13 protein-coding genes are annotated in these 20,149 nt (G+C 38.4%); 12 read left to right on the top strand and 1 reads right to left on the bottom strand.

Annotation, left to right across the window (positions count from 1 at the left end; all coding sequences use genetic code 11):
• Nucleotide 1: 1 nt before the first annotated feature.
• The 9 genes from KCTC52924_RS13090 (at nt 2) to KCTC52924_RS13130 (ending at nt 12,473) form a co-directional block, all read left to right on the top strand.
• Nucleotides 2-1,408 carry a DUF5018 domain-containing protein gene (locus tag KCTC52924_RS13090; protein ID WP_251806513.1) on the top strand — a complete coding sequence of 469 codons (1,407 nt, stop codon included), beginning with the start codon at nt 2-4 and terminating at the stop codon, nt 1,406-1,408.
• Between the two features lie 141 nt (nt 1,409-1,549).
• Nucleotides 1,550-3,007: a hypothetical protein gene (locus KCTC52924_RS13095; RefSeq protein ID WP_251806514.1), complete on the top strand. Its 1,458-nt coding sequence runs from the start codon at nt 1,550-1,552 to the stop codon at nt 3,005-3,007.
• Between the two features lie 73 nt (nt 3,008-3,080).
• Nucleotides 3,081-4,616: an ADP-ribosylglycohydrolase family protein gene (locus KCTC52924_RS13100; RefSeq protein WP_251806515.1), complete on the top strand. Its 1,536-nt coding sequence runs from the start codon at nt 3,081-3,083 to the stop codon at nt 4,614-4,616.
• Nucleotides 4,617-4,784: 168 nt separating this feature from the next.
• On the top strand, nt 4,785-5,804 hold the full coding sequence (locus KCTC52924_RS13105; protein WP_251806516.1) for a Gfo/Idh/MocA family protein: 1,020 nt from the start codon (nt 4,785-4,787) through the stop codon (nt 5,802-5,804).
• 16 nt (nt 5,805-5,820) lie between these two features.
• A complete protein-coding gene (locus tag KCTC52924_RS13110; RefSeq protein ID WP_251806517.1) occupies nt 5,821-8,901 on the top strand; it encodes a PQQ-dependent sugar dehydrogenase in 3,081 nt (1,026 codons plus the stop codon).
• A gap of 31 nt (nt 8,902-8,932) precedes the next feature.
• The gene (locus KCTC52924_RS13115; RefSeq protein ID WP_353057463.1) at nt 8,933-10,177 is read left to right on the top strand and encodes a nucleoside permease; all 1,245 of its coding nucleotides are present in this window, start codon (nt 8,933-8,935) and stop codon (nt 10,175-10,177) included.
• A gap of 5 nt (nt 10,178-10,182) precedes the next feature.
• Nucleotides 10,183-11,268 (top strand): Gfo/Idh/MocA family protein, encoded by a 1,086-nt coding sequence (locus KCTC52924_RS13120; RefSeq protein WP_251806518.1) that lies wholly within the window; start codon nt 10,183-10,185, stop codon nt 11,266-11,268.
• Nucleotides 11,269-11,385: 117 nt separating this feature from the next.
• Nucleotides 11,386-12,135 (top strand): endonuclease/exonuclease/phosphatase family protein, encoded by a 750-nt coding sequence (locus KCTC52924_RS13125; protein WP_251806519.1) that lies wholly within the window; start codon nt 11,386-11,388, stop codon nt 12,133-12,135.
• Between the two features lie 203 nt (nt 12,136-12,338).
• Nucleotides 12,339-12,473, top strand: a complete 135-nt coding sequence (locus tag KCTC52924_RS13130; RefSeq protein ID WP_353057470.1) for a DUF5712 family protein — start codon at nt 12,339-12,341, stop codon at nt 12,471-12,473.
• Nucleotides 12,474-12,733: 260 nt separating this feature from the next.
• Here KCTC52924_RS13130 and KCTC52924_RS13135 read toward each other — a convergent pair whose 3' ends face one another.
• Nucleotides 12,734-13,345: an RNA polymerase sigma factor gene (locus KCTC52924_RS13135; RefSeq protein WP_251806520.1), complete on the bottom strand. Its 612-nt coding sequence runs from the start codon at nt 13,343-13,345 to the stop codon at nt 12,734-12,736.
• 113 nt (nt 13,346-13,458) lie between these two features.
• Here KCTC52924_RS13135 and KCTC52924_RS13140 point away from each other — a divergent pair, with 113 nt between their 5' ends.
• The 3 genes from KCTC52924_RS13140 to KCTC52924_RS13150 all read left to right on the top strand — a co-directional run bounded on the left by KCTC52924_RS13140 (nt 13,459) and on the right by KCTC52924_RS13150 (nt 19,959).
• Nucleotides 13,459-14,628, top strand: coding sequence for a FecR family protein (locus tag KCTC52924_RS13140; protein WP_370671469.1), 1,170 nt, complete (start codon nt 13,459-13,461; stop codon nt 14,626-14,628).
• A 107-nt stretch (nt 14,629-14,735) separates the two neighbouring features.
• Nucleotides 14,736-18,074, top strand: coding sequence for a TonB-dependent receptor (locus tag KCTC52924_RS13145; protein ID WP_251806522.1), 3,339 nt, complete (start codon nt 14,736-14,738; stop codon nt 18,072-18,074).
• 52 nt (nt 18,075-18,126) lie between these two features.
• A complete protein-coding gene (locus KCTC52924_RS13150; protein WP_251806523.1) occupies nt 18,127-19,959 on the top strand; it encodes a RagB/SusD family nutrient uptake outer membrane protein in 1,833 nt (610 codons plus the stop codon).
• The last annotated feature ends 190 nt before the right edge of the window (nt 19,960-20,149 follow it).

The following is a 20,149-nucleotide window of genomic DNA, read 5'->3' on the forward strand; positions in this document are numbered from 1 at the left end:
TATGAAAGATATAAAATTATTATACCTATTGATATTGGCTGTGTGTTTAATAACATCTTGTGAAACAGCTCAATATCAGGAATTTGATAATATTCAAGAATCTCCTTTGTTGAACTTTATAGTTAAAAAAATTGGAGAATCATCTGAATACCGAAGCCTTCAGGACGCTTCATTTAACGACGGTGATACTTTATACATAAAAATCCCAACTACCGATGAAGACCCTGTAGATCTAAGTCGCTTAAATGCATACGCCAGCTTAGCCCATAATGCAGTAGTTACACCTAACATTCAAGGAGAAATGGATTTTACTGATGTTGTGAAAATCACAGTATTAGATGGAGATAAAGTACCTTATAATTATCATATTAAAGTAATTCCTGTTTTGCCTAAAACGGTATTTAAACATATTTGGTTTAAAAATGCTACTGATTTAGGCATAGTGCGTACAAATATTTCTGGTATGGCAGTGCACAATGACCATTTGTTTGTGGCCGACTTTAATGTATGGGATGCAGGTGATAATACCAGTGGGGTGAGAGTGTATAACAAACTATCCGGGTCATTAGAAAAAATTATACCTGCACCAACAACTTTTACAAGTCAAGTATGTATTGATGAAGCTGGTCATGTTCTAGTTAATCGTTATAATATTTATGGTGCAGGTTTTATGCTCTATTTGTATGATACAATTGATAGTGAGCCTGAGTTGCTTTTAAACTATTCTGAGGCCATGGGATGTCCCGTAGGGCTAGGAAGAAAAATTAGTGTTATTGGAAATTTAAAAAGTGGCAAGGCATATGTATATGCAACTACCGAAAGCAATGACACTTTTTATTATTGGGAATTTAATAATGGGATACCAGTTAACGTGATTCCAACATCAATGAAGTATGCAAGTGCTGGTGGTGATTGGCTATTCGCCTCCATTCAGAGGGCAAGTTTGGAAGATGATTCAGATCATTATTTAACATTTTTCCAAACGGATGGTTCTGACCCAAATCGTGAACAAGGAAGTCGCTTTGATATTTTAACATCTGGATTTGATATCCAGCGGTTGAATTATGCTAATCATAGCTACAAAATTCTGGACTTTAAAGTATTTAATATTCAGGAAGATCGCTTCTTAGCTATTCTTGAACAAGGGTTTTTACCTTGGGATGCTTTTAGTGTTAAGGTTTTTGAAATAACAGACCATAATACTTTAGAGATCCAACCTGGGGATCAAGGATATGAAGATTTCCTGATTTTTGAATCAGATATTTATGGAGGGGTTAATTATAATAGATGGGGAGATATTGATGTAGACATTGTTGGAGATGAAGCTTTTATTTACGCAACCTTTCCAACAAATGAAAGTGCAACATCCGGTATTTGGGCTTATAAGATGAAGTATAACAAGGAATAAAAGCGGAATAAAAGGACATCCTGGATTCCCAATGAGAAGTCACTTTCGTCTTTATGCAGTTTTGTTTGACAAATGTCTAATAATTTAATTAAAAAATGAATATCTCAAATGGCGGTGTATAATTTTAATTATCTCAAAATAATGAAATACGCTTTAGTAGTTTTAGCAATCTGTTCTTTAGGTATACGTTGCGGAAAAGAAGAAGAGCCTAATAAGGTTGCTGAACAGGAAACTAAGCAAGAGGAGATTGTCATCCCAAAAGTTACAGCCATTAAGCCATCGATACAAGTTGATTTGGGGTTTTCTTACTACCAGAATCGATCAATCAAGAGTATTGTAGATGAATTGGTGATAAATGGCTACCAAATTGTACATTATTTTGTTACCAACGAGAATTTTATTAACAAAGAATTTATAGATGAGTTGCGTAATGCAAAGGTGGAAGTTTGGTTAATGACCTTGGGGAATGGTACTTATTCCACATCAAATTATCCTGCAGGATGGCAAGAATGGAAAATGTCCTTAAAAGAAACAAACAATGGAGCCTCAGGTTTCACTTTTTTATCTCCATTCAATAAGGATTTTGTTCAGTGGAAGAAAAAAAAATTAGCTGAGATAGTTACAAAGTATTCATTTGATGGGATTGAACTAGCTGAGGCCTATTTCCCAGCGTGGAATGGGCCAGCTAATCCCAATTATGGGGATATAGGGCCAAATGCAGCTAAAGCGTTTAAAGAAGCTTACGGATTGGAAATGCCGGATTTTAAGAATACATCCGCTTCAAACTATTATACTAAGGTTCCCAGTGTTTACTATAAATGGATAGAGTTTAGGGTTACAGGCATTAATGAGTTCCTAAACGAGATCTATAATGGGAATGGCGGCGTACGGGAAGTTCGTCCAGACATAAAGGTAGCCACTTGGAGTCTGGGCATTAATGCAGGTAATAAATCAAGTTATCAATTAACTGAAAATCAAGGATTGGACGTGAAAGCTATGATCAAATTGGTTAAGCCAGACTTACATTATATTCAAACTCATTGGCCAGATTGGATTAAAAATGAGCAAGCGTTGCCACCAAATTATCATAATGACTATATTAATTTTCTGCGTGAAATTAAAGAAGTCGATTTGGACCTTCCAGTTGGGATTCAGGCCGATATTGGTTCAATAAAGGAGATGATAAAATCGGAGGAATGGCTTAATGAATTTGCTGAAAGCGCTAAGAACAATGGCTTTTCTACATTTACCGCCTACGAATATCATATTGGAGGACATATGTATCAATTGCCTCCGAAAGTATTAAAGGCAACCCGCCTAGGTGAGGATTGTGTTCAATTATCATTTAATAAACGAGTAACAATTCTCGGAACAGAGTGGAAAAAGAACTTTAAGTTTATTCAAAATAACGAAGAAATTGATCCTGAATTATATAAGGTAGAATTAGATGGAAACCAAATTCGATTATATCTAAAGGAAAACCTAAAAGGATCCTACCTTATAAAAGTTGAAAATATAGAAGATACTCCTGAATTGTGGTTGCATAGCGGATTTAATGCCAATAAGATTAGTTCTGGATCAGAGGTTCTTGTAAACTAGTATAGCCACATTGTACAAATCAAAAATGCAACATCACATCTAAATGAGACATCTAAATTTCACCATAATATGGATGCAACTGATTATTTTAACTGGTTGCCAATTGGACAATGAACCCCAAAAAAACATAGCGTTTAGTGATCAAGAGAAAATAGTATTATCTAAAAAGGACTTAAAAGACAAGGTAAAAGGAGGATGGGCCGGACAGGTAATTGGTTGTACTTATGGAGGGCCAACAGAGTTTAAGTGGTTAGGGTCAATGATAAATGACAAAGTTCCTATTCCTTGGGATGAAAATCAAATGAAATTTTGGTATGATCAGTTCCCAGGGCTTTATGATGATGTTTACATGGACTTAACCTTTGTTTCAGTCTTTGAAAAACATGGCTTGGATGCCCCTACAAAATTACATGCCGAAGCGTTTGCAAATGCGGGATATACGCTTTGGCATGGAAACCAAGCAGCTAGATACAATATCTTAAATGGCATTGAGGCTCCAGAATCCGGACATTATTACAACAATCCTCATGCCAATGATATTGATTTTCAAATAGAAGCAGATTTTGCAGGACTTATGTCACCTGGTATGATTAATTCTTCCTCGAAGATTTGTGATGAAATCGGGCACATTATGACTTATGGTGATGGGTGGTATGGTGGCGTATTTATAGCAGCTATGTACTCCCAAGCTTTTGTTAGTAATGATATAAACTTCATTGTCAGAGAAGCCCTTAAGGCTATCCCTCTAGAAAGTCAATTTTATAAAATGATTTCTGATGTAATTGAATGGCATAAACTTTATCCAGAAGATTGGAAAAGAACTTGGTTTGAAATTCAACAAAAATGGTCATTTGAGCACGGATGCCCTGATGGAGTATTTAAACCATTAAATATAGAAGCAAGTTTAAATGCCACATATATTGTCCTTGGGCTGCTCTATGGGGAAGCTGATTATGGAAAGACGATAGATATAAGCACACGTGCTGGGCAAGATTCAGACTGTAACCCTTCAAATGCAGCAGGGATACTTGGAACTATGATTGGATATGACAATATTCCAAAATACTGGAAACAAGGGCTAGATAAAGTTGAAAACGTAAATTTTAGTTATATCGATATGTCTTTGTTGGATGCCTATGATATAAGCTATAATCATGCTGAAAAAATGATTGCCAAACACGGAGGAAAAATATTGAGGGATTCGGTGGAAATAAGATATCAAAAAGTAATCCCGGTAAGGTTTGAAGAATCGTTCGCAGGTTTGCAACCAAAGGAAATAATTAGTTATCAATGGCCCTTTGATGGGAAGATGATTGATAATGAGGAAGATGAGTATGAGATAGAATTCGAGGGAGCTGGAATTGTGATTAGTGGCTATCCATCAAAAGCAATCTATAATTCACCAAATCATAATTTGAAAATTGAGGTCTATGTTAATAACGAATTTACTGAAACCTTGTCAATTCCAACAGAAACCCTGGTTCGAAAAACAGATATTTATTGGAACTATCAGCTGAAAAATAAAAATAACACCATTAAACTAGTGAGTTCTGATATACCTTCTGGATATCAAGTAAACTTTACTTCAGCACTTATTTATTCAAACTAATTTACTACTAAATAGTGAAACAGTTTTTTAATCATTGAGTTTCTAATGGCTAAATAAGCCTAATGCTCCTGAACTATACCTTCTGTAAACAATGAAAAAGTACTTTTTAATAAAGCCTGTTTGTTAAAGTTGAAAATATTAAATGTTTGTATGAATTAAAATATCATTATGAAAAAAAATAAAAATATAGGACGACGTTCCTTTGTCCAGATGACCGGTCTTGCCTCACTTGGAGTTGCTTCCTATTCCTTTGCTCCGATCCCTATTAACAGTTTTGTATCACCTAAGGATTTGGAAATTGCCCCCCTTAAGGGAAAACGTGTGGGAATAATCGGTCTGGATACCTCTCATAGTGAGGTGTTTACTAGGATGATCAACTCTGGCGAAGTATCTGGAGGTTACAAGGTAGTAGCGGCCTACCCTCATGGAAGTGCGGACATACCTGAGGCCTTGAAGATGAAGCCAGGTATTACCAAAGCCGTTATGGCCATGGGCGTGGAGATCGTTGATTCTATAGAAACCCTTTTGGAAAAGGTAGATGTAGTGCTACTTGAAACCATAGATGGCAGGCCACATTATGAGCAGGCACTTCCCGTTCTTAAATCAGGGAAGCCAATGTTTATTGACAAGCCCTTAGCTGCCGACCTTGCGGATGCCGAAAAAATCTATGCGGCCTCTAGAAAATATAAATCCCCAATTTTCAGTTCCTCGGCACTGCGATACGATCAAAAAGTCCAAGAAGTGGTTAATGGAGCTATCGGAAAGGTCACCGGTGCGGATGTATATACCCCAGCGGTAATAGAACCCCATCACATGGACCTTGCTTGGTATGGTATTCATGGGGTAGAGATGCTTTTCACCGTTATGGGCCCAGGATGCAAAGAAGTAAGCAGAGTCTATAGAGAGGGTACCGATCTAGTAACAGGGGTTTGGGACGATGGCCGTATTGGTACGGTCCGAGGAATCAGGGCGGGAGCTTCCAATATTGCAGGGACCGCTTTTGGTGAAAAGGGAATTTCTCCCTTAGGTCCGTTTAGTTCCTATGTTCCCTTGGTAGAAAGTATAATTACTTTTTTTAACTCGGGCATACCTCCTGTATCTGAATTAGAAACATTGGAAATATTCAAATTTATGCATGCTGCCGATCTAAGTAGGAAAAGGAATGGGAAAACCATTAAACTGACATAATAATTTTATATAAAGTATGATGAAATATATCTGTAGCCTAATAATTTCGGTCCTAACTTTTGTTGGTTGTCAACCCGTACGTAAAGAAACGAGGATACTTTTGTTGGAAGGAGCTAAGCAGAGCATTGCGATCGACATGATCAAAACAAATCCAAAATCTGACCAATGGGACTTTATGGATACCGATGGGGGGTCCCTTCTTTCAGAAGAATTTCCTACAAATAGTAGTGCTATAGTAATGGGTGTAAAGGATATAAATGCTCTTGATTATAAAGCATTTCCACGACTGAAGCGATATCTAGAAGCCGGTGGTGGTGGTATTGTTATTGTAAGAGATACCGTATATATAGATAATGGCCATTCTTGGATCAAGAACTTTTTGGAGGGTACGGATGACTCTAGGTTAAAACAGGATGCCGGAAGGCTGGCGCTGCTAGGTAGTGATCATTCGACTGATCAGTTAGTAGAGGCCCTGGAATACGCCATTGGTGCCAACTATAAACCAAATTTTAAAAAAGCTACTACCCTCCTAGTTCCTGATAAAGAGTTATATCAAAGGGAGGTTCTCGCCGAAAGCCTTGATGAACCAATGCAATTGGCCATTTTACCGAATGGGGATGTGCTTTTTGTAGAGAGAAAGGGAGCTATAAAATATTACGGACAGGACCATGGAGAAGTAAAGCAAATAGCCCATATAAATGTTTTTAGTGGTATAGAGGACGGCCTTTTGGGTATGGTGTTGGATCCGAAATTCGCAGAAAACAATTATATTTATTTGTACTATGCCGTTGCGGGTGACAAAGCTGTAAATCGCTTATCCAGGTTCCAACTTAAAGGGGAAGATTTAATCCTTGATTCGGAAAGTATTGTATTAGAAATCCCTACCCAACGTAAATACTGTTGCCATTCTGCAGGTTATCTGGCCTTTGATAAGGATGGATCCTTGTATCTATCAACCGGGGATAATACCAATGCAGAGGAAACGGAAGGTTATACACCGGTGGACGAAAGACCAGGCCGACATCTATCCGACGACCAGGCCACAGCTGCAAACACTGATGACCTAAGAGGAAATATTCTTAGGATAAAACCCTTGCCAGAAGGGGGATACGAAATCCCGGAAGGCAATCTTTTTCCAAAAGATGGCTTATCGGGCAGACCGGAGATCTATGTAATGGGAGCGAGAAACCCCTATAGATATAGTATAGATCCCAAAAACGGATACCTATATTTTGGAGATGTTGGACCAGACACCAAGGCCATTGCCTCTACGGGAGAGTTTATGAGCTTCGATGAAATCAACCAAGTTAGGGAACCCGGTTTCTTTGGTTGGCCTTATTTTTTGGGGAACAACGAAATATTCCCTAAATATGATTTTGACACAAAGGAATTGACACCAGGCAAGGACCCTTCAAAACCGATCAATGCTTCACCAAACAATACAGGCGAACGAGAATTACCCGCGGCAACACCGGCCATGATTTGGTACGGAAAAGGTAGATCGGCAAAATTCCCTTTAGTAGGAAGTGGAGGTGCAAGTCTAATGGCAGGTCCGGTCTTTTATAATGAAAACTATAATGAAGCACCTTATAAGCTCTCCGATTATTATGATGGCAAGTTATTTATCTATGAATGGATAAGAGGTTGGATCATGGCGGTAACATTTGATGAGGAAGGAAACTATCAACGTATGGAGCCGTTCCTTGATCATTTAAAATTTGATGCACCCGTAGATATGCAATTCGCGCCAGATGGTTCTATTTATATATTGGAATATGGCACCAATTGGTTTTCAAAGAACACCAATGCAAAATTGGTGCGTTTAAGATATATGGAAGGAAATAAGAACCCGATCGCCAGTATGCAAATGGATAAGCAATACGGCGCAGCTCCTATGAACATTAAATTGTCCGCAGAAAGTAGTAAGGATCAAGAGACGGAAGCTTATCAGTATATATGGTCTATAGATGGGCAAACCTTAGAAGGTCACAGTATTGATTATACCTTTAAAAAGAACGGAGTCTTTGAGGTGCAATTAAATGTTATTGATAAAACTGGAGCTGTAGGTAAGGCTTCTGGTAATATCTATGTAGGCAATTCAATGCCAGAGATCACCATCCACACCAATTCCAATAGAAGCTTTTATTGGGATGATACTCAGTTTAATTATGATATTGAGATAATAGATAAGGAGGAGGAAATCGATCCAAAAAGAATACATATCGCTTTCGGGTATATTGCTCGTGGCAACGATGTAGCGACAATTCTTTCTACAGATAAAGACGTTGACAACTTTGCCCATATTCAAGGAAAGCAGCTGGTGAACAGTTTGGATTGCAAATCTTGCCATTCCTTGGACAAGGAATCGGTAGGGCCTACTTACTTAGAGGTGGCTGAACGATACAGGGAGGAGAAGGAGGCACTCAGTTATTTGTCTCAGAAGATCATAGCAGGAGGAAGTGGTAATTGGGGGGAACGGGCTATGTCGCCTCACCCAGCTCTAGCTGCTAAAGATGTTGAAGATATGGTTAACTATATTTTAAGTCTTGGAGAGGAACAAAAGAGAAAACCCTCCCAGGATACGGTTTTATTAAATGAGCATCTTGGTAAAGGTATTGAAGGAGCATATTTATTAAATGTTTCTTATAAAGATAATGGGGCCAACGGTATAGAACCGCTTCAAGGGAACAGCTACATCTTGTTGAAAAACTCACTGGTCCAAGCAGAGGATTTTGACCAGGGCAATGTCTCCATTCGAACCAATACCACAGCATTTCAGAGCTATATAAGCAATATTTCAGATGGAAAATACATCAAATTCAATTCCATAGATCTTACCCATATCAAAAAATTGGTATGCAACATTCAGGCCATTGGGCTCGGTGGTGTAATAGAATTAAGGTCCGGCAAAATAGATGGTGATCTGTTAGGCAAAGTTGACGTTCCAGCACGAAAAAAAGGTGCTACGGATGTAAAATGGACCACATTAGAAATGCCTCTGAAGGAATCCGAAGGGGAGCAAGATCTATATTTTGTATTCAAGGGAAGTGGAGCTAACTTATTCCATTTGGATTGGATCCGATTTTTCAATAAATAAATACCACAACCAACCTTATAACTACTAAATAATGATGCAAAAATCTGTTCGTCTCAAGTTGTCCTTCTTAATGTTTATGGAGTATTTTATCTGGGGGGCCTGGTACGTTACAATGGGCACCTATTTGTTTGCCAATTTGGATGCAAGTGCAGTTCAGGTCGGATCTTCCTATGCAAATTTGGCCATAGCTGCAATTATCTCCCCTTTTTTCGTGGGATTGATTGCCGATCGCTATTTTGAGGCCCAAAAAATAATAGGAGTACTGCATATTGCAGGGGCTATAGTTCTGTATTACGTAAGTACTGTCACGGATTTTAATGAATTTTGGTGGTTGATCTTGTTGTACACGATTCTTTATATGCCCACCATGGCCCTGGCGAACTCCATTTCCTTTCATCAGATAAAAGATGGGGGCAAAGAGTTTCCAATGATCAGGGTGTTTGGCACTTTGGGATGGATTGCCGCAGGTTTGCTCATAGGCTTTACCGGACTTGAAAGCTCTGTACTTACTTTTCAGATAGCCGCGATTGGGTCCTTAATATTGGGAGTTTTTAGTTTCTTATTGCCAAGAACCCCAGTAAAGGAGAAAGTAAATACCAGTCTATCATCGATTTTAGGTCTGGATGCCTTAGTTTTATTTAAAAGCAGATCATTTGTAGTTTTCTTTTTAGCTTCTATTGCCGTCTGTATCCCGCTTTCATTTTACTATAGTTTTGCCAACCCCTTCCTCAACGATATTGGGATGGAGAATTCGGCTGCCAAAATGACCCTTGGCCAGATATCTGAATTTGCCTTTATGTTGTTGATCCCTTTACTGTTCCGAAAATTAGGTGTCAAGAAGATAATTATGATCGGGATCTTGGCTTGGATCCTTCGTTATTTAATGTTCGCGTTCGGAAATATTGGGGCCAATGTATGGATGCTTTATATGGGTATCGCATTGCATGGGATTTGTTACGACTTCTTTTTTGTTACTGGACAGATCTATACGGATAAAAAGGCGGGGAAATTCATCAAAAGTTCAGCGCAGGGAATGTTGACCTTTGCCACCTATGGGGTGGGGATGCTCATCGGTTCCTATTTATCAGGGATATTGACCGAGGAGTTTGTGGCGCCATCCACCAGCAGTTTTAGTTATGACTGGAATATGGTGTGGATTGTTCCCTGCATTATTTCCGTTCTGATCCTTTTATTATTCACACTGTTCTTCAAGCAGAATAAAACTAAAGAGTTACCTGTAACCGATAAGATTTTATTAAAAGAACCCTTAATCTAAAATGTATGAAAAAAAGCAATAAAATTCGCGTCCTAGTAGTTGGATGTGGCAATATGGGTGCATCTCATGCGATGTCCTATCACCTCTCAGATGGTTTCGAAATATGTGGTCTGGTATCGAGAGGCGAAAGCAAAGTGGAATTAAACGCGAAATTGGGAGGTAAATATGAGCTGTACGATGATTTTGAAACTGCTTTGACGGAGGCCCAAGCAGATGCCGTCTGTATTTCTACCTATCCGGATACCCATGAAAAATACGCCATAAAAGCTATGGAAATGGGATGCCATGTTTTTGTAGAAAAGCCTTTGGCGGATACCATAGAAGGTTCGGTCCGAGTGGCAGAGGCCGCAAAAAAGTATAATAAAAAATTAGTGGTCGGCTATATTTTGAGATACCACCCCTCTTGGGAGCGATTTATAGAATTAAGTCATGATTTAGGAAAACCTTTGGTAATGCGGATGAACTTAAATCAACAAAGCCATGGGAGAATGTGGGACGTTCACCGAAATCTAATGGAAAGCCTTAGCCCCATTGTAGACTGTGGAGTTCATTATATAGATGTTATGTGTCAAATGGCCCGTTCAAAACCAGTACAGGTGTCGGCCATTGGAGCTAGGTTGACCAATGATATTCCTAAAGATAACTATAACTATGGTCAATTGCAGCTTCACTTTGAGGACGGTTCTATAGGCTGGTATGAGGCAGGATGGGGACCAATGATTAGTGAAACAGCGTTTTTTGTAAAAGATGTCATTGGGCCAAATGGGTCAGTATCCATTGTGGCCAAAAATGCCAGTGCTACGGGTAAATCAGATTCGGTGGACTCCCATACTAAAACGGAATCTCTACGTTGTCATTACGCCGAACTGGATGAAAACAATCAGTTTCTAAAAGAGGATAAGTGGATCGATCTAGAAGATGAGCCAGATCATCAAGAACTATGTAACAGGGAACAAGGTTTTTTCCTTAAGGCGATCCAGGAAGACCTTGACCTAACCGACTCTGTTAACGATGCTATTAATAGCTTGCGAATCGCACTTGCATGTGATGAATCCGTTAAAACTGGAAACCCTGTTAAAATATCATTATAAACTTTATTCGACATGTTTAAACACAATTATTTTAATCATAATAGTATAAAGAGCTTACTTTTCACAATAAGCTTATCACTCATTTGTTTCGCATCAATATGGGCTCAGAGTGCTGGAATGGATCCTAAATTGGATGAGGCCCCTTCTATAAAAGTAATGAGCTACAATATGAGAATTGCAAGTCCTCCTTCCTCCAATTGGGGAGGGACTGATCTTGCCGCTATTGCAGATGTCATCAACAGAAATAAACCCGATATTGTAGCATTGCAGGAAGTAGATGTGTATACGAAAAGGTCTGGATTGGATTCAAATCAAGCAATGGAACTTGGAAAACTGACAAATATGGAATACTTTTTTGCGAAAGCGGTAGATCGTTCGGAAGGAGACTATGGGGTGGCCATACTTTCCCGATTTCCTATAAAAGAAAGTAAAGCATATCGCTTACCGGTGTCTCCAGGTTCCGATGGGGAGATTCGCGGATTGGCCTTAATTATTGTGGAAGTCAATAATATGGATGTCGTTTTTATGTCGACACACTTTGATCATTTATCTGATAAGAATAGATTGTTACAGACAGAAAAAATGATGGAGGTCCTAAGTTTGCATAAGGATTATCCAGTTATAGTTGGGGCTGATTTCAATATGGAGCCGGACAACAAAGTAATGGATGAAATAAGAAATGAAATGACGGGATGTACCTTTTGTCCCCTGACCTTTCCACAAATAAATCCAAACACTACCATAGATTACATAATGGTAAACGATATGGCAACAAAAAGTTTAAAATTATTAAATTACTATACAGTAAAGGAAGATTATGCCTCCGATCATTTACCACTAATCGGTGAATTCATATTTGAAGAATAGCCAACTATATAGCGTATCTTGCCTCCTAGAACAGGGTGACAACAGATTCTCATTAGCTAAATGATTTCACGGTTATAAGTTTTATACGCTACTTTTGGGCATGGATATAGCTCTCGCGAAATTCCAATGATAACCATTAATCAGAAAATGCGATCTGAAGCCGAAAGGACGTTTCCAGCCGATACAGCTTTTCTCCCTAGAGTATATATAGGGGGTCGGAATCGACTTTTAACGGAAAGGTGGTCAAACGGAGATTTAGTCGTGACCAATTCTATAAAAGTACCGAAAAAAGAGTTGATGCCATGTTTAAATACAATAGAAATTTTGTAGTGAACTAGGAGGCTCATAAGAATTTAATAAATAATCTGAAATTCTATTTCACCTACCTCATGGGGCTACCCACCAATGAATGAAGTGCTGCCAAGGTTAATATCCCCAAGCTTAAAATCCCAACAAACAAGGTGGAAGCTGCTCTCTGGATCTTTAAACAATTGAAAAAGGCAATGGGTGTGTAGGCTTCCTCAAAAATAGGACAGTTGTTAATTCGAATTTACAGACCTGTATGGTCACTTTCGCACTTCTGAAGCCGTCAGTGGAGTTATTCCTTTCTAATTTGGCGCAGATTACTGTTGAGTTTTCGAACTAATAGAAACATAACGATATCTACTTCATCTCCAATTGATTTTCTGAGAATAGTAAAGGCCTTAGTTATATGGGCTTCAACCGATTTTACGGAAACATTTTTATACTCTGAAATTTCTAGGTTAGTAAGTCCATCCTGTTTACTGAGAATGAATATTTCTTTACATTTGGGAGGTAGATTTTGAATTTCTCGTTTTACTAATTCTATTTTACGTTCCAAAGCGCACTCATCTTCATCTTCAATAATAGTTGTAAGCGCTTTAATATATTTTTCTTCAAGGGGAACAACCAATTTTTGTTTGCGATGTTCATCGATAAATTCATTATGAACCGATTTATACAAAAAACTTCTAATTTCAAAATCACAATTTAATAGGTTTCGTTTCTTCCAAGTACGGATAATAACATTTTGTACAATATCTTCTGCCGATTTTTGATTTTTTATGAGACTATAGGCATAAAGGCAAAGCCTATGATGGTACATATCAACAAGTAAAGTATAGGCTTTGGAGTCACCAGATTTCAAAGCATTAATAAATTCTGAGTTATCCGAATAGGTGTTAAGCATTTAGTAATATGGTAATAATTAGTGTGATATTTAAGTAATATATAAAAATAAATGTCAAAAAAGTTAGGGTTGAGTAATTTTTACACGTAATAGGTGTAAATAGTACTATTCCAATGAATAATCAAAAAGCAAAGCATCTAATAACCAAATTCTTGACACACCAAGCCTCCATAGCGGATTTGGATGAGTTAGAGATTTGGTTGCAGGATCCTAAAAATGAACATTTGTTCAATTCTTATGTCCAAACAAATTATGCAGTCGAATTCGAAATGAGGCAATTCGAAGCTAATGATTTAAAAAGAAATCTACAAGAATTAATGGTCGAAGAAAAAACGACTATAAGACTCAAAAAATGGCGTCAAGTTATAAGTTATGCCGCTGCAGCAGTTTTTGCAGGTTTATTAGTCACGGGCTATTTCCTTAAAGATGATATTTTCAATAAGAACATTGAAACAACTCCTAGAATAGTTAATAATAACATTGAGGTTGGTTCCAATAAAGCAACTTTAACCTTGGAAGACGGCTCCCAAATTAATTTGGAAAAGGGTACTTCTTATCAAATGCATAATGCCAAAAGCAATGGTGAAAAAATTGAGTATATAGCAGAGGAGGGTAATAAAACGAAATTGGCAAACAATATATTAACCATACCTCGAGGAGGAATGTTTCACCTGGTTCTTGCTGATAAAACAGAAGTGTGGTTAAATTCCGAGTCACAGCTTAAGTATCCAGTAAACTTCATCAAAGGAGATACTCGTAAAGTTGAACTTGTATATGGTGAAGGGTACTTTGTTGTTTCCCCAAGCACTGAACAGGAAGGCTCAAAATTTATTGTATCCAATCAATTTCAAGAAATAGAAGTATTGGGTACAGAATTTAATATAAAGGCGTATAAGAACGAAAAAAATATATATACAACTTTAGTGGAGGGTAAGGTTTCTGTGAGTACGGTAACGACCAAAATAGTGTTGGAGCCCTCGCAGCAAGCAAACCTTAATCTTAATGATGATAGCATAGACATTGCTACCGTTAATGTTGATAGTGAGATTTCCTGGAAAAACGGTGATTTTAGTTTTCGTAGAAAACCTCTGGGGGAGATTATGAAAGTGTTATCGCGCTGGTATGATATCGATGTTAATTTTGAGGTGCCTGAACTGGAAAAAGCGCTATTTAACGGAGCCCTAGGGAGAGATCAAAATATAGAAGATATATTGAATACAATTAAAAATTTCGGGATCATAAAGGATTATGAAATTATTAATAAAACAATTCTCTTAAAATAATTCTATTAAAGAAAAAGGGAACGAAGGAGAACATTTAGCGGTGCATCAACTTCGTCCCTTTAGAGTGTATTACCTAAACTAATGTCCAACCAATACCATGTAAATTTATGAAAATTAAATTAATTAAGTCGCGGTCATTCGTCAGAATTCGGGTGCTATTTTTGATTATGAAAGCCTTTATCTTCTTATTGTGCACAACCGTTTTTGGATTTACTACTGAAAAATCATTTTCTCAAGTAAAAATTTCTATTGACGTTGACAAGGTAGTTTCTGTAGATGAGGTCTTTGAAATTATTCAGGACCAAACAAAGTATCGATTTTTATATCCTGCCGATTTGTTTGCCAACGCTCCTAAGGTACAATTGAAGAAAGGAGAAATTGGAGTAGATGAGCTCTTAAAACAAAGTTTATCCCATAGTGAGGTAGAATTTGAACTCTCCCAAAAAAATCGCATTGTAATCCATGAGCGGAATGCATCTGGCCAGCCTTCCAAAGTGTTTCTACAGCAGCAATTTGAAATCTCGGGTATGGTATTAGACGAAGTAGGTGTGCCATTGCCAGGTGCGAGCATTATCGAGAAAGGTACCACTAATGGTACCCAAAGCGATTTTGATGGAAGTTTTTCGCTTTCGGTTACCGATGAAAAAGCTACCATTCAGATATCTTATATTGGTTTTGAAACCAAAGAAATCTCGGTCAATGGGCAAAAGAATATAACCGTAACTCTTGCCATTGATGCAGCTGGTCTAGAAGAGGTTGTTGTGGTTGGTTACGGGACCCAGAAAAGAAGGGATTTAACTGGAGCGGTATCCTCTATCAGCACTCAAGATATTGTTAGATCAAACCCCGTGCAAGCCGCCGCAGCACTGCAAGGTCAGGTAACGGGTATTAATATCAATAAAGTAAAAGGTAGACCGGGAGATGGTTTTACCATAGATATCCGAGGGCTCAGTAGTTTCGGTGATAGTGAGTCAAGTGCGCCCCTTGTGGTAATTGATGGGGTTGTTGGGGGTGATATAAATGTAATTAACCCCAATGATATTGCGGCAATGGATGTATTAAAAGATGCATCATCTACGGCTATTTATGGTTCACGTGGCGCCAATGGTGTTATTATAATCACAACCAAGAAAGGGGTATCAGGTAAGCCGAAAGTGACCTATAAAAATTATACAGGTATAAAAGTGCCCACTCACCTCCCCAATATGATGAACGCACAACAATTTTATAACAAGAACTATGTATTACGACCACAAGAAACTGGAAAACAGCCGCGTAATATAACCGACAGTGAATTGGCCAATGTCCAAAATGGAAGAACAGTCGATTGGCTCGATTTGGTTACAGGTGCGGCATTGCAAAGTACCCATGACATTTCGCTATCCGGTGGCTCGGATAAAACTACCTACGACTTTTCAGCAGGATATTTAAACGAAGAGGGGAATACTTTGGAAACGGGATTTAAAAGATATACCGTAAAAGGAGGAATACAAAGTATTTTAAATGATAAATTAAAAGTAGGTATGTCGACGTACTACACCTATAGTAAACAAAATCTCGCAGGGACCGAGGCGCTGCGGTCAGCTTATCGGGCAAGACCGACAGGAACCAATTTTTATGACGATTTATTGCCACAAGATCAGGCTCAAGACAAAGATTGGAATGGGTATGCGGTTTTTATGGGAATTAATGACAATCAGGTAATACACCCATTGGTCGAGATTGATCCTGAAAATTTTGTCCTTGAAACCCGTCGTTCATCTTTATTGGCTAACGCTTATGTGGATTTTACACCTGTTAAAGGGTTGTCATTCAGATCTTCGCTCTCTACCGCAGTATCTAACCAAAGGGAAGGTGATTATAGAGGCACATATACCAAGTCCCAAAAAACCACGCTCTTGCCTAAAGTCAATCTTCAGACAACTGATATATCTTCCTATACCTTAGACAATACTATAACCTACAATTTAAATTCTGGTTCTCACAATTTAACCATAACAGGCTTGCATAGTATTTTTCATGAAAGAGGGCAATTCTCGAGGATAGATGTAAAAGATCTGCCGTTTAGATCCCTATGGTATTCCCTTGGCGATGGCGAGGTTACTTTGAATGAATCTAGTTTGACCGAGAAAGCCTTGATTTCCTATATGGGTAGGGTTAATTATAGTTTTAAAGATAAATATTTATTGACTCTAACTGGCCGAACTGACGGGGCATCTGTATTGTCCGAAGGTAACAAATGGCAATTTTTTCCGTCAGTGGCCTTAGCATGGCAACTGGGTGATGAAGATTTCATCAAAAATGCAAACCTGTTCTCAGATTTGAAATTGAGGGCTAGTTATGGGGAAGTGGGTAATGCAACCTCAATAAATCCTTATGAGACCCAGTCTACGGTATCCCAAACACAGTACGATTTTGGCGGTTCTCCGGCATATGGGTTTGCTATCAACAACCTCGCAAATAAAAACTTGGTTTGGGAGCGAAGTAAGGAATTTAATTTTGGCCTAAATATGGGTCTTTTCAACAATAGAATATCGACCGCGATAGAAGTTTATGATAGAAAAACCGTAGACTTGATCTTAGGGGATAAAATACCGAATTCAACGGGGTTTTCCGATATAGTGGACAATGTTGGCGAAATAAGGAATAAGGGGATAGAGATTCTTTTGAATACCGTCAATATATATAATGAAGATTTTAGATGGTCTACGTCCATAAATTTCACCAAAAATGAGAATGAGGTTACCAAATTAGCGGGAGGTATTTCCAGAGACATAGGAAACAACAGGTTTGTGGGAGAGTCCGTGCAACCACTTTATTACTATGAAGTGGCAGGAATTTGGCAAACCAGCGAAGCTGACGAAGCCGCAACATTTGGATATAAACCTGGTAATGTAAAGTTTATAGATCAAAATGGTGATGGCAAAATTACAGAAGATGATGATCGGGTAATCGTCGGATCAGAGACCCCTGATTACATTATGGGTATTCGGAATCAATTTAATTATAAAGACTTCGATTTTTCATTCTTCATCTATACCCGGCAAGGTGTGAAATGGAAGAGTAGCTACCTAACAGGAACGTTTGGCGAGGTGGATGGTGATCGTTATAACGTGGATGCAACGCTTGACTTCTGGACAAGTACCAACCCAACCAATAATTACTTTGGATTGGAAGGAGCTGGAGGTTCAGGAAAAGCTCCTAAAGATTCATTTTCCATTGTAGATGCCAATTTTGTTCGGATTTCGGATATCACTTTGGGCTACACTTTACCCCATGACTTAATAAATCGTTTGAATATAGGTCACTTACGAATTTATGCGCAGGCCACAAATCCGTTCTTGTTTACGAACACGAAAGGGTTTAGTCCCGAATACAATTCGGGAATTAACAGCGATGACGTACCGTTCGCGATGTATGCATTGGGATTAAATATAACTTTTTGAGTTAGTCGGTTAAGTTAAAAAGTTTGAATGTTTCACAAAAAATAAAGATAAAATGAAAAAATATAAAAAATGGCAAGTGTTGACCCTAATTGCTTTGGTCTTTTCTGTGGTTTCCTGCAGTGATTTATTGGATGAGGATCCAATTTCACTTCAGACCGCTGATAATTATTATATATCCCAAGATGGCTTTGAAGATCTAGTAAGATCAATATACCCACTTTGGCGAGATATAATTCAAGAGCGATCCTTGGTTCTTAGAGGTACCGATATGTTCAGTGAAGGAAAGTGGGACGAAGCGACTATAACCCAGGGACCTCCAGTGGATTCATATGATATAAATTTTGGCGCTGGGTACGAACCGCTGGAATTGTTGTGGAACCTTTTGTATAGGGAAATTAATAGGGCCAATACTGTAGTGGATCGTTCCGAAAATGTACAAGGGATGGAGGATGGATTAAAGGCCGTTAGAGTGGCGGAAGCAAAGGTTTTGCGTTCACTTGCCCTCTTCTATGCTGTTCAACAATGGGGAGATATTCCCATGCCATTAAATGAGACTAAAGCTTCTAATAAGGAAGTGGTCAAAATAGCTGCAGCTCAGGTATATACACAGATAATTACTGATTTGACTGAGGCTGAAAGTATTTTACCTGCAAAAGCTTCTGATTATGGCAGGGTTACAAAGGGTACTGCCCAATTTATATTGGCAAGGGTATATCTAACCCGTGGATGGAATTTCAACAATTCTTTAGGAGGTAGTAATGCTGATTTTGATATGGCGCTAGATTTTGCGGACAAAGTTATTGCAAATTACCCCTTAGCTACAAACTATAGTGATCTTTTTCCAAAACGAAATGAAAATCCGTTGATGGAAACCGAAAATCCAAGTACCCAGAATGCTGAAAATAATGAAATAGTATTTGCAATTCAGTTTAACACGGACGACCTTACCAATGGCGGTGATGACACTAATAGTAATGCGGTAATCGGTAATGATTATCACTCTATATTTGGAGGGGGGGCAGACGATGTTCCTGGTTCCATAGCTCGTTCAAGTGCGTATAACCGATATCAATCCCACTTTAATACAACCCCGGGGATTTACCGCTTGTTCGATCCAGAAATTGATACCCGTTACAATCATAACTTTTTAGGTAAATTATATGCGTTAAAAAAAGTTTCTGGATTTAAACCTACCAATAGTTCCGATCCAATAGATATTAATAAGGGGGATGTAGTGGTAGAGTTCAGACCTTGGAATAATCCGGCTACAAGTTTGGCAGAAAGAGGCCTCGATGTTGGGGGGACACTACCCTACGCTGTAATCAATACAGACCAATTTGGCAGAATAACGGTTTCAAAATACCACGACTCCTATAAGGCTCCAATGATGTGGAAGTTTTGGGAACCCGGCATACCATACGGTGATGCATTGGGTACGTTCGATTTTGCGTTATTCCGATCAGCTGAGGCTTATTTGATTGCTGCTGAAGCACTTGTTAAAGGTGCTTCAGGTGGAAACTTAGGATCGGCTGATGTATATTACAATGCAATTGTAGACCGTGCTTTGGGCGCTAACGCAGGAGCTGATCCATTGCAGGCATCTAATCCAGAAGATGTTTCCTCTTTAACTTCAAAGTCTTATAGGGCCACAGCAGCCACTATTGATATCGATATGATTCTAGATGAGCGCGCAAGGGAATTGATGGGAGAGTATGTTAGATGGTATGATTTAAAGCGTACTGGAAAGTTAATCGAAAGAGCTACAAAATACAACCCTTGGACCGCTGCCAGTGGAAGTTTGGATGCCCACCATTTATTGCGTCCTATTCCGCAACAGGAGATCGATTTGTCTTCAAATAATTTGGGCCAGAACCCAGGCTATTAAAGCAAAATGTTTGTTTAGTTGGTTTTTTAGTATGGACAGGTCATATTGGCCTGTCTATACCTAAAAGGATCGGTTCATACACAGAAATTGCCATAAACCATATGGTTCAACAACGATTTTTAGACGAACTTATTTAGTCTACAATAAGAGAAACGTTTAATATTTGGATATTAAAAAGCGGAAGCATTGA

The sequence above is a fragment of the Arenibacter antarcticus genome (assembly GCF_041320605.1).
Lineage (GTDB): Bacteria > Bacteroidota > Bacteroidia > Flavobacteriales > Flavobacteriaceae > Arenibacter > Arenibacter antarcticus.